General features: G+C 53.3%; 13 protein-coding genes. 5 read left to right on the forward strand and 8 right to left on the reverse strand.

What is annotated here, in order from left to right; genetic code table 11:
• Nucleotides 1–28 precede the first annotated feature (28 nt).
• A complete protein-coding gene (locus tag RHI63_RS05690; RefSeq protein ID WP_310821986.1) occupies nt 29–3,124 on the reverse strand; it encodes a response regulator in 3,096 nt (1,031 codons plus the stop codon).
• Nucleotides 3,125–3,243: 119 nt separating this feature from the next.
• Between RHI63_RS05690 and petG the strand changes: the two genes are divergently transcribed.
• Complete coding sequence (petG, locus tag RHI63_RS05695; protein WP_149817584.1) at nt 3,244–3,357, forward strand: cytochrome b6-f complex subunit V; 114 nt, start codon at nt 3,244–3,246, stop codon at nt 3,355–3,357.
• A 43-nt stretch (nt 3,358–3,400) separates the two neighbouring features.
• On the forward strand, nt 3,401–4,750 hold the full coding sequence (gene der, locus RHI63_RS05700) for a ribosome biogenesis GTPase Der (protein ID WP_206201446.1): 1,350 nt from the start codon (nt 3,401–3,403) through the stop codon (nt 4,748–4,750).
• Here the strand turns inward: der and RHI63_RS05705 are convergent.
• The 3 genes from RHI63_RS05705 to RHI63_RS05715 are packed head-to-tail and all read right to left on the reverse strand — an operon-like array spanning nt 4,747 to nt 7,165.
• Entirely contained in the window at nt 4,747–5,952 is a 1,206-nt protein-coding gene (locus tag RHI63_RS05705) for an ABC transporter substrate-binding protein (protein WP_310743503.1), read from the reverse strand. The genes der and RHI63_RS05705 overlap by 4 nt on opposite strands.
• Nucleotides 5,953–6,471 carry an acetolactate synthase small subunit gene (gene ilvN, locus RHI63_RS05710; RefSeq protein ID WP_149817577.1) on the reverse strand — a complete coding sequence of 173 codons (519 nt, stop codon included), beginning with the start codon at nt 6,469–6,471 and terminating at the stop codon, nt 5,953–5,955.
• A gap of 49 nt (nt 6,472–6,520) precedes the next feature.
• Entirely contained in the window at nt 6,521–7,165 is a 645-nt protein-coding gene (locus RHI63_RS05715; RefSeq protein WP_206201448.1) for a J domain-containing protein, read from the reverse strand.
• A 69-nt stretch (nt 7,166–7,234) separates the two neighbouring features.
• On the opposite strand from RHI63_RS05715, the gene RHI63_RS05720 reads away from it, so the two are divergent.
• The 3 genes from RHI63_RS05720 to RHI63_RS05730 all read left to right on the forward strand — a co-directional run bounded on the left by RHI63_RS05720 (nt 7,235) and on the right by RHI63_RS05730 (nt 8,932).
• Nucleotides 7,235–7,789, forward strand: a complete 555-nt coding sequence (locus tag RHI63_RS05720) for a shikimate kinase (protein ID WP_206201449.1) — start codon at nt 7,235–7,237, stop codon at nt 7,787–7,789.
• Nucleotides 7,783–8,340, forward strand: a complete 558-nt coding sequence (locus RHI63_RS05725) for a DUF4126 domain-containing protein (RefSeq protein WP_149817571.1) — start codon at nt 7,783–7,785, stop codon at nt 8,338–8,340. Before RHI63_RS05720 ends, RHI63_RS05725 begins: the two co-directional genes overlap by 7 nt.
• A 73-nt stretch (nt 8,341–8,413) precedes the next feature.
• Nucleotides 8,414–8,932: a pentapeptide repeat-containing protein gene (locus RHI63_RS05730; protein WP_206201450.1), complete on the forward strand. Its 519-nt coding sequence runs from the start codon at nt 8,414–8,416 to the stop codon at nt 8,930–8,932.
• Here the strand turns inward: RHI63_RS05730 and msrA are convergent.
• The 4 genes from msrA to RHI63_RS05750 form a co-directional block, all read right to left on the reverse strand.
• Nucleotides 8,929–9,588 (reverse strand): peptide-methionine (S)-S-oxide reductase MsrA, encoded by a 660-nt coding sequence (gene msrA / locus RHI63_RS05735; RefSeq protein WP_149817567.1) that lies wholly within the window; start codon nt 9,586–9,588, stop codon nt 8,929–8,931. The two genes, RHI63_RS05730 and msrA, sit on opposite strands and share 4 nt — an antisense overlap.
• Nucleotides 9,589–9,668: 80 nt before the next feature.
• Nucleotides 9,669–10,238 (reverse strand): DUF4340 domain-containing protein, encoded by a 570-nt coding sequence (locus RHI63_RS05740; RefSeq protein ID WP_206201451.1) that lies wholly within the window; start codon nt 10,236–10,238, stop codon nt 9,669–9,671.
• Between the two features lie 37 nt (nt 10,239–10,275).
• Nucleotides 10,276–12,246, reverse strand: coding sequence for an acetate--CoA ligase (acs, locus tag RHI63_RS05745; protein WP_206201452.1), 1,971 nt, complete (start codon nt 12,244–12,246; stop codon nt 10,276–10,278).
• 67 nt (nt 12,247–12,313) lie between these two features.
• Entirely contained in the window at nt 12,314–12,793 is a 480-nt protein-coding gene (locus tag RHI63_RS05750) for a DUF2214 family protein (RefSeq protein WP_310438400.1), read from the reverse strand.
• Nucleotides 12,794–12,795: the final 2 nt, after the last annotated feature.

Raw genomic sequence — 12,795 nt, forward strand, 5'->3', positions numbered from 1 at the left:
TCTATCTCCTTTAGTCTATCGCTAAATGTTAAGTTGTTGGGGTCTGGAGGGGATGGCACTGACGGAGGGCACGCACCAAGTCTTCAAGGTTAATGGGCTTGCTCACATAGTCATCCATACCTGCATCTAAGCAAAGCTGGCGATCGCTCTCCATGGCATTGGCGGTCATGGCAATAATTCGCGGACGGGGTTGGTTCAGCTGTTGAAACAGATTAATCACCTCACGGGTAGCCGTTATCCCATCCATCTCCGGCATCTGCATATCCATCAAAATCACATCATAGGGCTGCCGTTGCACCGCATCCAGCACCTCCAAACCATTGGCAGCAATATCACCGCGATAGCCCAATTTTTCTAAGATGCGCAGTGCCACCATTTGATTGACTTTGTTATCCTCGGCAATGAGAATCCGCAGCGGCGGCAGACCGGCTTTTAAGTCTTCAAAGGATAGGGCAGCCGCTGGCTTAGGCGATACCGTTGTCGGCTTTTTGTCAAATAAATGGTTAAGGACATTGTACAGGGTGGACTGTTTGACCGGCTTGCTGATCAGGGCAGAGAATAAAGCAGTTTCCGACTCTGGCAGTGTATTGCCTAGGGAGGTTAGCAGAACCAAGGGCAATTGCGTGTAGGTGGCGCGAATTTTACGAGCAAGGGAAATGCCATCCATCTCCGGCATTTGCAGATCTAAAATGGCCACATCCGGCAGGGCTTGTTGTTGAAGCAGCACAAGGGCCTTGGGGCCACTCTCAGCCACAAGGGGGTGCATTTTCCAGTTTTTGGTTTGTAGGGCGAGAATTTGCCGGTTAGTAGCATTGTCATCCACAATGAGCACGCGCCGATTTTCAAGATGGCCGACCCCCCTGCTCTCTTTGGAAATGGCCCGCGGATTGACGAGAAATTTGACAGTAAAGTAAAAAATAGAGCCACTTTCTTCAATTGGGATCGAGTCATAGTTGGCTGGGGGTGTGCCGCCAATGGCCAAAGAATCTGTGGCCGTTTTACTTTCTACCCAAATTTGCCCCCCCATATGCTCCACAAGGCGTTGACAAATGACAAGGCCCAAACCTGTGCCGCCGTAGTGGCGAGTGGTTGAGGCATCCACTTGCATAAAAGGCTGAAAGAGGCGAGCCATGCCCCTTGGCGAAATGCCGATGCCCGTATCCTGAATGGCAAACCAGTAGGAGTAATAGGAGGGCATAAACTCATACTGGCTCATTGGTGCAGGCATGCCCTTAAGGTAGAGGGTCACATTGCCACCTTGGGTAAATTTGATGGCATTGCCCATGAGATTCACCAAGACCTGCCGCAGTCGCCCCATATCACCAATGACCTCATAGGGAATCCCTGGCTCAATATGGGCAGCTAGTTCCACCTGGCGATCGCTGGCTCGACTGGCCAAAAGGTCGAGGACTTCTTCGACACAGTCACACAGGTTGAAGGGATAGCTCTCTAACTGTAGCTTGCCCGACTCAATCTTAGAAAAATCGAGAATATCATTGATGATGGCAAGTAGAGCGTCACCACTGAGGCGAATGGTGTTGACAAATTCCCGCTGTTGGGGATTGAGGGGGGTATCCAGCAGTAATCCAGTCAGGCCAATGATGGCATTCATTGGGGTGCGAATTTCATGGCTCATGGTGGCTAAAAACTCACTCTTGGCCCGGCTGGCTTCCTCAGCAGCCCTGCGCGCTTGCTCTAGGAATTCCTGCTGCTGGATCATTTGGGAGATGTCTTCCCAAGTGCCGACAAAGCGATCTTTGCCACGGCTTTGCTGCAGAGGAATAATCCGCGCCCTAATCCAGCGACTGCTGCCGTCTTCTTGAACCACCCGGAAGCGCTCGTTGAGGGGTAGCCTCTTTCGCTGGCAGGCGACCCATGCCTTCAAGACGCGATCGCGATCTTCAGGGTGCAGGCGTTCTATCCACTGTTGTTCGGCTTCCTCCAGACTGTTGACGCCCAACAGGTCTAGAAGTGCCTGATTCAAAAAGGTGGGTCGTCCCTCGGCATCTAGGGTAAAAATGCCCACCGGCGCCATTTTGCTGACACTACGAAAGCGCGCTTCACTTGACTTTAGGAGTTCTCGCAATTGCTCTTTGCGCTGGCGATCGCGGGCAATGATCAGGATAGCACCACCCACCAAAACGGATAGGGCAGCAAAGAGGACAAGGAACTCCTGATGTAGGCGGCGGTTGTATTGCGCCAACTGGGTGTCAGAGAGCCGCGAAACCAACCACCAACGGGTGCTGCTCCAGTCACGAGCTGAATTGGTTGCTCGATCGGCAGAAAGGTAGTTGGCCTTTAGGGGAAAAAAGGCTTGATAGATAAATAGCCCCTGGGCGCTTAATAGGCTGCCTCGAGGCCGTCGTTGCATTTGTTGCCACAGCAGCGGATATTGATTGCGGATCGTAAACTGCTGTCGCTCAGGATAATAGAATCCCCATTCCTGGTGATGATTTTCTGCAATGAACCAATAGCCTTGGTCATTTGCTAGGAGGCAGCTGCTGTTCCCTAGATTGCAATTGTTGATCAACTGATTGAGAAGGTGGCTGGCGCGGTAACGAACCAGCAAAACCCCCCTTGGTGCTGCTTTTTGGTACAGGGGTACCCCAATATACAAAACAGGTTGAGCCAAGCTGAAACCGGTGCCCTCTATTAAATCCAAGGGGGAAACAAAAATCTGGTTGGGGGTCAATCGCTGTAGGATAGGCCAGTAACGGTCAATTGTCTTGGTCGCAGCGGCATCCGTTGCTTTGGGTGTGGCATGCCACTGAAAACGCACCCTGCCCTCTGGATCAAGAAAATAAAATTGATCATAGTGTTTTTTGAGGTGTTGCCATGCTGCCAGTCCTGCCTTTGCCTTTTCGTGAGCCTCTTCCCCAGCAGAAGCCTCCATTAAATGAGGCAACACCTGCAGTGCCATCAAAGCTCTCAACTCTTCAACCGCGTCATCTAAGATCATTCTTAGGAGCAACCGGCTGCGCTCTAGTTTATACTCCTCCTGCAGTTGTAAGTCCTTCAGAAGGGCGTGGCGTTGACTAAAATACAGGGGTGTTAACAGAGCGGCAATGACTGCTGTTGTGGGCAAAAATAACTTAATAAAAGAGAAAAGAGGAAAGCGAAACATGGACGTTCTCGCTGGCGGTGAGGATGATTTTTCCTGATCAACAGGGAGATGCCGATACAGCGCCCATTCATTAGTGTATCGTGAGGAATGGAGTTGATGGTTAAAAGGGGTGTAAGACCATGATTGAACCTTTACTGTGCGGCATTGTGCTGGGGCTAATTCCAGTCACATTGGCGGGGTTGTTCTTTGCTGCCTACCAGCAGTACAAGCGCGGCAGTCAATTTGAGACCTAGGTTGAGGGGTAAACTCAAGCCTGATTCTACGAACAACACGCCTATGGCTTTGCCTGTTGTTGCCGTTGTAGGACGCCCCAATGTGGGCAAGTCCACCTTTGTCAATCGCTTGGCCGGGGAACGGGATGCCATTGTCCACGATCAGCCCGGTGTAACCCGCGATCGCACCTACCGCCCAGCCTTTTGGCGCGATCGGGAGTTCTTGGTGGTGGATACTGGCGGACTCGTCTTTGACGATGACAGTGAGTTTCTCCCCCTGATTCGCCAACAGGCGGAACTGGCTCTGCAGGAGGCAACAGCTGCAATTTTAGTGGTAGATGGCCAAGCAGGACCCACTGCCCTAGACTATGAGATTGCGGCTTGGTTGCGGCAGCATCCTGTCCCCGTTTTGGTGGCGGTCAATAAATGCGAATCTCCTCAAATGGGTCAGGCGCAGGCGGCAGAATTTTGGGCGCTGGGTCTAGGGGAACCCTACCCCATTTCCAGTATTCATGGCAGCGGTACGGGGGAATTGCTGGATCAGTTGATGACCTACTTACCCGCAGCGGCAACGCTCCCCGAGGCGCCGGAAATTCAGGTGGCCATTGCTGGGCGTCCCAATGTGGGGAAATCCAGTTTGCTCAATGCCTTGATTGGGAGCGATCGCGCCATTGTCAGTCCGATTTCAGGTACCACCCGTGACGCCATTGATACCGTGATTGAACACAATGGCACCCAGTACCGCTTCATTGATACCGCCGGCATTCGTAAGCGGAGTCATGTGGCCTACGGGCCTGAGATGTTTAGTGTGCATCGCGCCTTTAAGGCGATTCACCGCTCCGATGTCGTGCTGTTGGTATTGGATGCCCTCGAAGAAATTACGGAACAGGATCAGCGCTTGGCGGGGCATATTGCCGATCAGGGGCGTGCCTGTGTCCTAATTGTGAACAAGTGGGATGCCGTTCCCGAAAAGGATACCTATACGATCAATACCTATCGCGATCGCCTGTATCAGCGATTGAATTTTCTGGAGTGGGCAGATGCCCTCTTTGTCAGTGCCCATACGGGTCAACGCCTCGACAAAATTTTTGCAGCAGTAGATGCAGCGGTTGAACAACATCGTCGCCGCGTCAGTACAGCCGTAGTCAATGAAGTGATTCAAGAAGCCCTACGCTGGCATACGCCCCCCGCGACTCGCCAAGGCCGCCAAGGAAAAATCTACTACGCCACCCAAGTGGCCACCCAGCCGCCAACATTTGCGATTTTTGTCAACGATGCCAAACTCTTCAAGGACAACTATCGCCGCTACATTGAAGGGCAAATTCGCCAACAACTGGGATTTCGAGGCACCCCCATTCGTCTCCTTTGGCGCAGTAAGAAACCTCGTGAAGCTGCCGAATTAGCAGTCCGTTAGGGTTGGTGTTCAACTTTTTTCACCAAACTAAACTTCCCACTCTGGCCATCGTCACTCATCTCAATCTGGCCAACGTAAAAGAAGCGTTGCAGCACTTCGCCTTCAGGGGTAAAGCGAATTTCCCCAAGGGGGGTTTCATAGACTCCCTTGAGAATCTCTTGATTCAAGGCCTGACGCAAATCGGCAAGGGGCAATTCCGACAGGTTCTTTTCTTGAGACAGTCGTGCCAAGGAGTCCGCAAAGACTTGAACTGCCGTAAAGGCTTGAGCACTGAATTGAGAGGGGGCTTGACGATATTTGGCTGCAAAGGCGTCGCGAAACTTGACATTCATGGGATCGGGGTTTTCGGGATTATAGGCCTGCGCCACCAGAACGCCATTGCAGAGGCGACGACAAACGGGGAAGAGGTTGACTGTGTTGACGCCATTCCCGCCCAAAATTAGGCCTTGGTAGCCCAATTCCCGTAGTTGGCGAATCAAATTGCCGCCGTCGGCTGCTAAGCCGGAGATAACAATTAAATCAGGTTTGAGATTGAGGGTGGCATTGATTTGGGCTTGGAAATTGGTATCCGTGGTTTGGGTCTGCTGGACAGTCACCAGTTCAAGCTTGGGGTTCTCGCGAATGGCCTTTTGAAAAATCTCGGTTTCTGAGCGACTAAAGGCATCGTCTTGGGCAAAAAAGACCGCCACTCGGCGAATGTTGGGATTAATCTCAAGGGCTGCTTGAATTGCCGTGGGTGCCACCACATCCACCCCTGCGGAGACGCGACTAATGAAGGCACCGATTTCGGGAATGCCACGGGCGGTATTGGAAGGAGCCACCACGGGGACACCAGCCTGCTCGGCAATAGGATCGGCACTAAACGCCTGCTGCGAGAGGGTGGGGCCAACAATGCCAATCACGCGATCGCGATTGATTAAGGTTTGAAAAACATTCACTGCCCCCGCTTCATCACTGCCGGTATCCTGAATCACCAGCCGTAGGGTCTGCCCCTTGATCTGGCCGGCTTGGTTGAAAAACTCCCCGGCGACTTGCACCCCCTGTAGAGCCTCTTGGCCGTAGAGAGCGGCATTACCGGTTTGAGCGAGGGCAACTCCAAGGGGTAATGCATTGTTGCTTACTGAGGGAGACTCCGTTGCGGTACAGCTACTGAGGGCGATCGCCCCTAGTGCAAGTAATAACCAGCGATACTTCCCCGCCAATTAGACCCGTGCCTCCAAGGACTTTAGGTATTCCGTATTCACCCCCGACTCACGCACAAGGGCAATTTTACCGGTGCGGGCAATTTCGCGAATCCCAAATTTATTCAGCATTTGGACAATGGCCACCATCTTGCCGGGGTCACCGGAGACTTCAATGGTCAGGGAATCATCGGACACATCCACCACCTTGGCACGGAAGATTTGTACCAGTTCCAAGATTTCAGAGCGGGTGCTGGCGGTGGCATTCACCTTCAGGAGCATCAGTTCCCGTTCCACACAGGGAATCGTGGTAATATCCTGCACCTTGAGGACATTGATCAGCTTGTAGAGTTGCTTGGTCAATTGCTCAATGATGGCATCGTCGCCGGGCACCACCATCGTAATGCGGGAGATGCCAATTTGCTCCGCAGGGCCTACCGCTAAGCTCTCAATGTTAAAGCCACGCCGCGCAAATAAACCGGCAATGCGAGTGAGCACACCCGCCTCATCTTCCACTAAAACCGATAGGGTATGTTTCATAACTGGGATTGAATCTTGCTGCCATGCTGGGATGCTGATTCTCTCTAGTTTAGCGGACAAGCTGACACTCTGCGAAGAGGCGCTGGGCAATGCGAAAGAGTTCCTGCCCAGTGTGCAAATAGCGATCGTCGTAACTGTGGCTAAATTGCTCTAGCTCATCGAGACCATCCACCAGTTGATTCAAACAGTAATAGAGGTGGGCTGCCACCTTGGCCACAGCAGCGGGGTTGGGTTGGGCTTGGAACGTATAGCGGGCGCGGGTGAGGGCGCGACGACAGTCCTGCAAGTAGGTAAGGAAATGATCCATGAGGTCATCATCAAAGGGATCAGCTGCAAGGGCATCAATCTGGCGGGGGAGCGATCGCAAGACCGCCTCAATAATCCGACTCACGGGGTTGTAGGTGAGGGTCAGCCATTGCTCTAGCTCGCGATCGGCAGCTTGGGAACGCTGCACATCAGGCTGAGCGGTTGTTTGCTGGACACGGTGCTGGGCATCATAGGCCTGCCGACACTGCTCATCCCCCAAGATTTCATAGGCGGCGTTAATGGCGGCCATCCGCTCATGGCTGGAGCGATCGCTAGGATGGTAGTCGGGGTGATACTGCTTGACTAAGCGGCGATAAGCGGCCTTAATCTCGGCTTGGGTAGCCGTTACTGCCACCTGTAGTGTCACGTAGGGATTGGGCTGGGACATCGAAATGGTGAGAAGACCTCCATATTTAGGTTAAAGTGCTGATTTGGCGGTGTCGAGAAATGGTTATCTATGGAACTGCAAGAACGCCTTGGAGGAGTCAATATCTATCTGGTGGGGATGATGGGTGCCGGTAAAACCACCACAGGTCGCATCTTGGCGCAACGCTTGGGCTACAGGTTTGTGGATACAGATGCGGTGATTACAGAGTTTCGCCAACGACCCATTCGCGAAATTTTTGTCCAAGAGGGGGAGGCTGCTTTTCGGGAGTTGGAACAACAGGTCTTAGCACAAGTCTCTAGTTACCATCATTTGGTCGTGGCCACCGGTGGCGGCATTGTCCTCAACCCGATGAACTGGAGTTATTTGCGCCATGGCATTGTGGTCTGGCTTCATGTCCCCCTTGCGGTGCTCTGTCAGCGCCTGCGCCAAGATCAGGAACGTCCCCTGTTGCAGGATCAGCCCCTTGAGGAACGCTTGAGTGAACTGCTGCAAGCGCGTCAATACCTCTATGCGCAGGCGGATTTAGAACTGGCGATTACGGCTGAGGATACCCCGGAAACGGTGTGCGATCGCCTGTGGGAAACCCTCCCCAATATCTTGAAACCCATAGAGCCATCATGCTAGAAGTTCTAGCGATTCTTTCAGCAGCAGCGGCCGGCGGGCTACGACTGGCACTGCCCCTCCTGTTGATTGGTCTATTGCAGGGGGAACAACTGTGGTCACAGGTGCCTTTACTGCGCCATTTTTCCCCCTATGGCGTGGTTGGTGTGTTAGCCGCTTGGTCGTTTCTGGAGATCTTCCTGTCCCGCAATGTCTGGGGCTACCGCCTGATTATCCTTGTACAACTGTGCTTTAGCCCCCTTGTGGGTGCCCTCCTTGGCATGACCGTGGCAACAGCAACAGAGACACCTCAGTGGCTCATTGGTACCCTGAGTGGTCTTTTTGCCTTTGTGTTGCAATTGGTGCAGGTGGGTTGGTTTTATCGGCTGGGGAAGTTACCCCGCTGGGTGATTGTCGGGCAGGATATCCTGTGTATGCTGCTAATTTTATTTGCCCTCAGGGCACCCAAGCAGGGCGGGTTAATTGCCTTACTCCTGTTGTGGTTGGCCGTTCGCAGTGCTAAGGATTGGCAACAACGACATCAGCGCTCCCGCCGCCAACGGCTAAATTCCTAGGACTTGTGCTAAAGTCTCTCTAGCGTGGCAGGAGGATGTGGATGTGAACCAGCAAGCATTCATCGCAACAGCAATGATTAGTGCAGCGCTTACCAGCGGTGCTGCTTTTGCCATGCCCTCCCCCATGCAGCAACTGGTGCAAACCAATGCTTGTCCCGGCTGTGATCTGCGGAATGTCGATTTACGGGGCTATAACTTAGCAGGGGCAAATTTGCGCGGCGCCAATCTTCAGGGCGCCAACCTCCAGGATACTAACCTCATGGTGGCCAATTTGGTCGGGGCAAATCTGAGTAATGCCAACCTCACCGCCGCTTATTTAGAACGAACTAACCTAGAACAGGCCAATCTCAGTGGTGCTAACCTGAGCCGTGCGATTTTGCGCCATAGTCGTGCCCGCCGTGCCAATTTCAACAACAGCAACTTAACGGGAGCCGATGTCCGCTATGGGGATTTTCGCCGCGCCAATCTCAACGGTGCCACTTTTGAGCAAGCCAATATGCAGTGGGCACGGTTAAACAATGCCACTGTCAGTCAGACCAACTTTAGCGATGCTTACCGTCCCCGTATGCCCTATCGCCTCAATCTCCACTAGGCGCTAGGGGTAGCGCTCATCAGTTCGTAGGGCACCTTTGTGCCCCCAAGGCCGCAGTAGCCATTGACATTGCGATGGAGATATTGCTGGTGGTAGGGTTCGGCAAAGTAAAATTCGGGCGCTGGTAGAATTTCAGTGGTGATCGTGCCATAACCGGCGGCTTTTAGGGCTGCTTGGTAGCGATCGCGACTGGCCTCGGCAAGGGCTTTTTGCTCAGGGGAATAGTAGTAAATACCGGAGCGATACTGCGTCCCCACATCGTTGCCTTGGCGCATACCTTGGGTGGGGTCATGGTTTTCCCAAAAGACCTTGAGCAATTCCTCATAGGTCACCTTCTGGGGGTCAAAGACCACGCGCACCACCTCGTTGTGACCTGTCATGCCCGTACACACCTCTTCATAGGTGGGATTGGGGGTATAGCCGCCAGCATAGCCCACAGCGGTGACATAGACCCCCGGCACCTGCCAAAACTTGCGCTCAGCCCCCCAAAAACAGCCCATACCAAACATGGCTAACTCCATGCCTTCGGGATAGGGAGGGGTGAGGGGATGACCATTCACAAGATGAGCCTCTGGCACGGGCATGGGTTCTGCTCGGCCGGGTAGAGCGGCACTGGGGCTAGGCATTGTCAACTTTTTGAATCCGAAGAATCCCATGGCTGATGTTCACTCGATAGTTCACTACGCTTTTATATTCTGACGAGCTTTTGGGGAGTCGTGCCAGAAGTCACAGCGTTCTAGTTTGCTGCTTGCTGACGCTCCCATTCCTGTAGGGGGCGCTGGAGGGCATTTTTAAGATCAAGGGGCACGAGGGTCACCGTCATTTTTTCGCGCGGTTCCGCTGGCGGGTCAATTTCCGCGTAGAGCTTGAGGCCGTCAAAGGTGGTGTCTCCCAAGTGTAAACGGTGCTGCTGGCCATCTTTAAGGGTGATATCCACAGTGGCCATGGGGGGAGCAAGGCCATAATCCCCGGCACGTTCAGTAGGTACATCGAGAGAGCGATCGCGCTGACCCGTGGCCAATAAGTTTAATAAAAAGACAACCGTGCCCTCTTCTGCGGGGGTTTGCTTTGCCCGATCAATCACCCAGTCACCTGTAGCCAACTTTTTCAGGTTGAGGCTGTAATCAGGGGCAATAATTTTCAAGGCCACCACATCCCCTTCTTGAAAGCCAAAAAGAGGTTTTTTGGCCGCTGTATCATTGCTATTGGGAGTCGGTAACTGTTTCTCAAAGAGATAGAGACCGCCACCCAAAATGGCCGCCGTTGTTAAAAGAACGAGTGTTTTTGTGCGGATGCCACTTGCCATAGCCTATCAATTATAGACTCATTGATAGGGGAGACTCTCAAGCCCCCTGGCGCAACTTATCCAGCACTGACCGATCTTCCAATGTTGAAGTATCCCCAGATACCTCTTGGCCAGCTGCAAGGGAACGCAGGAGCCGCCGCATGATTTTGCCCGATCGCGTTTTGGGCAGGGCATCGGTAAAGCGAATCTCCGCCGGCCGTGCCAAGGCACCAATTTCATTGACAACGTGCTGCTTTAATTCCTGTTGGAGGGCATCGCTGGGGGTAGCCGACCCGTCAAGAATCACAAAGGCAACAATCTCTTCTCCCTTGACCTCGTCGGGTTTACCAACAACGGCTGCTTCAGCAACAGCAGGGTGAGAGACCAATGCCGATTCAATTTCCATCGTGCCCAAGCGGTGACCGGAGACATTGATCACATCGTCAACCCGTCCCATCACCCAAAAGTAGCCATCTTCATCCTTGCGGGCACCATCGCCAGCAAAGTAAACGTATTGGCCATCGCGAGGGGGAATGTGTTCCCAATAGGTGCGGCGGAAGCGATCGGGATCTCCGTACACGGTTCGCATCATTCCTGGCCAAGGGTGACGAATGACCAGATACCCACCCTCATTGACCCCCACGGGGTTGCCTTCCCGATCCACCACATCGGCAAGAATCCCCGGAAAGGGCTTGGTGGCAGAACCGGGTTTCATGGGAATTGCCCCCGGTAGCGGTGTAATCATGTGCCCCCCAGTTTCTGTCTGCCACCATGTATCGACAATGGGGCAGCGTTCACCGCCAATGACCCGGTAGTACCACATCCATGCTTCGGGGTTAATCGGTTCACCCACGGTTCCCAAGAGGCGCAAAGAAGAGAGGTTCCGTGCGCGGGGCAAGTGTTCGCCCATTTTAATGAAGGCACGAATAGCCGTGGGAGCTGTGTAGAAAATAGTCACCCCATACTTCTCAATCACATCCCAGAAGCAACCGGGATTGGAGGCGCGGGGTGCCCCTTCATACATGAGGGTGGTTGCCCCATTGGACAGCGGCCCATAGACAATGTAGCTGTGACCCGTAATCCAGCCAACATCAGCGGTACACCAATAGACATCGGTATCTTGGAGGTCAAAGACCCATTGAGTGGTGATGTGGGTGTAGAGGTTGTAACCCGCTGTGGTGTGGACAACGCCTTTGGGTTTGCCGGTGGAGCCAGAGGTGTAGAGAATAAAGAGTAAATCTTCGCTGTCCATGGGTTCGGCAGGACAGTCAGCGCTGACCCCCTTTTGCAGATCATGCCACCAGTGATCGCGACCGGGCACCATGGTCACTGGCTGCTGCGTGCGCTGCACCACCAAGACATGTTCAACGCTGGGAACTGCCTGATTGGCTAGGGCTTTATCCACTTGATCCTTGAGGGGCACAATGGCATCTTTGCGCCAGCCACCGTCAGCCGTAACCACCAGCTTGGCTTGGGCATCAATGAGGCGATCGCGCAAAGCTTCGGCACTAAACCCCCCAAAGACCACTGAGTGGGGGGCGCCGATCCGCGCACAGGCCAACATGGCAATGGCTGCCTCTGGAATCATCGGCATATAAATACCGACGCGATCGCCCTTTTTCACCCCCAGTTGCTTGAGGACATTGGCAAATTGGCAGACTTCGCGGTGCAGTTGGGCATAGGTGAGGGTGCGGCTATCGCCGGGTTCTCCTTCCCAGATCAAGGCCGCTTTATTCTTGCGCCAAGTCTTGAGGTGGCGATCCAAGCAGTTGTAGGTGATGTTGATTTTGCCATTGACAAACCACTTGGCATTGGGGGGCTGCCAATCCAGCACCTGATCCCAAGGTTGAAACCACTCTAATTCCTGTTGTGCCAATTCGCCCCAAAAGGCAGCGGGATCGCCTTTGGCCTTTTCGTAGAGGGCATTGTAGGCCTCAAGGGAATTGATCCGCGCCTTGGCCACAAAATCAGCGGGGGGATAAAAAAGGCGGTTTTCCTGAAGAATGGATTCAATCGTGGGATGACTCATCCGTTTTATCCGTGGCAGCAAGATCTATCATAGGGGCGATCGCTCCCCTACTGAAGATGACCCCTGCTTATCCCCGTTGAATCCAATCCAAACCAATCCCCCGCGCCATCATCGCTGCTAAAAAGGGAATGGCACTGAGAAAGGCCAGTTCAGCCCGAATCACCCAAGTCAAACGCTGCACCGTTGGTAACTCGAGGGTGGGAGCCTTCTCTTCCCGCAGCGGTTTAATCCACAGTAGAAAAGAGATCGTTGGATACAGCGACAATAGCCCCACCAAAATAAATAAGCCCACCTTGAGGTGAAAGATGGGGTTGGCCAAATAATATTCAGTGCCTTTGCCAAAATAGAGAACCCGCAAAATGCCCGTGACAAGAACAGTCACCGCAGCAATGCCATAGAGGGCATCCGTAATCACTAATCGCCAAGCCTGTTTAAGGTCTATATCCTTGCGCAGGGTGAGGTGCTCCACCACAAGGGCAGCAAAAGCCACCATAAAGCTGAGGTAGTGCAGATAGGCGATCGCGGCACTGCTCCAAAGGGTGTTCATCC

It is taken from the genome of Thermosynechococcus sp. GLH187, from assembly GCF_031583395.1.
Lineage (GTDB): Bacteria > Cyanobacteriota > Cyanobacteriia > Thermosynechococcales > Thermosynechococcaceae > Thermosynechococcus.

Excerpts from the sequence above, each read along its gene's own strand:
- RHI63_RS05690 (WP_310821986.1), bottom strand. The coding sequence starts at position 3,124 with ATGTTTCGCTTTCCTCTTTTCTCTTTTATTAAGTTATTTTTGCCCACA.
- petG (WP_149817584.1), top strand. The coding sequence starts at position 3,244 with ATGATTGAACCTTTACTGTGCGGCATTGTGCTGGGGCTAATTCCAGTC.
- der (WP_206201446.1), top strand. The coding sequence starts at position 3,401 with ATGGCTTTGCCTGTTGTTGCCGTTGTAGGACGCCCCAATGTGGGCAAG.
- ilvN (WP_149817577.1), bottom strand. The coding sequence starts at position 6,471 with ATGAAACATACCCTATCGGTTTTAGTGGAAGATGAGGCGGGTGTGCTC.
- RHI63_RS05715 (WP_206201448.1), bottom strand. The coding sequence starts at position 7,165 with ATGTCCCAGCCCAATCCCTACGTGACACTACAGGTGGCAGTAACGGCT.
- RHI63_RS05720 (WP_206201449.1), top strand. The coding sequence starts at position 7,235 with ATGGAACTGCAAGAACGCCTTGGAGGAGTCAATATCTATCTGGTGGGG.
- RHI63_RS05725 (WP_149817571.1), top strand. The coding sequence starts at position 7,783 with ATGCTAGAAGTTCTAGCGATTCTTTCAGCAGCAGCGGCCGGCGGGCTA.
- RHI63_RS05730 (WP_206201450.1), top strand. The coding sequence starts at position 8,414 with ATGATTAGTGCAGCGCTTACCAGCGGTGCTGCTTTTGCCATGCCCTCC.
- msrA (WP_149817567.1), bottom strand. The coding sequence starts at position 9,588 with ATGGGATTCTTCGGATTCAAAAAGTTGACAATGCCTAGCCCCAGTGCC.
- RHI63_RS05740 (WP_206201451.1), bottom strand. The coding sequence starts at position 10,238 with ATGGCAAGTGGCATCCGCACAAAAACACTCGTTCTTTTAACAACGGCG.
- acs (WP_206201452.1), bottom strand. The coding sequence starts at position 12,246 with ATGAGTCATCCCACGATTGAATCCATTCTTCAGGAAAACCGCCTTTTT.
- RHI63_RS05750 (WP_310438400.1), bottom strand. The coding sequence starts at position 12,793 with ATGAACACCCTTTGGAGCAGTGCCGCGATCGCCTATCTGCACTACCTC.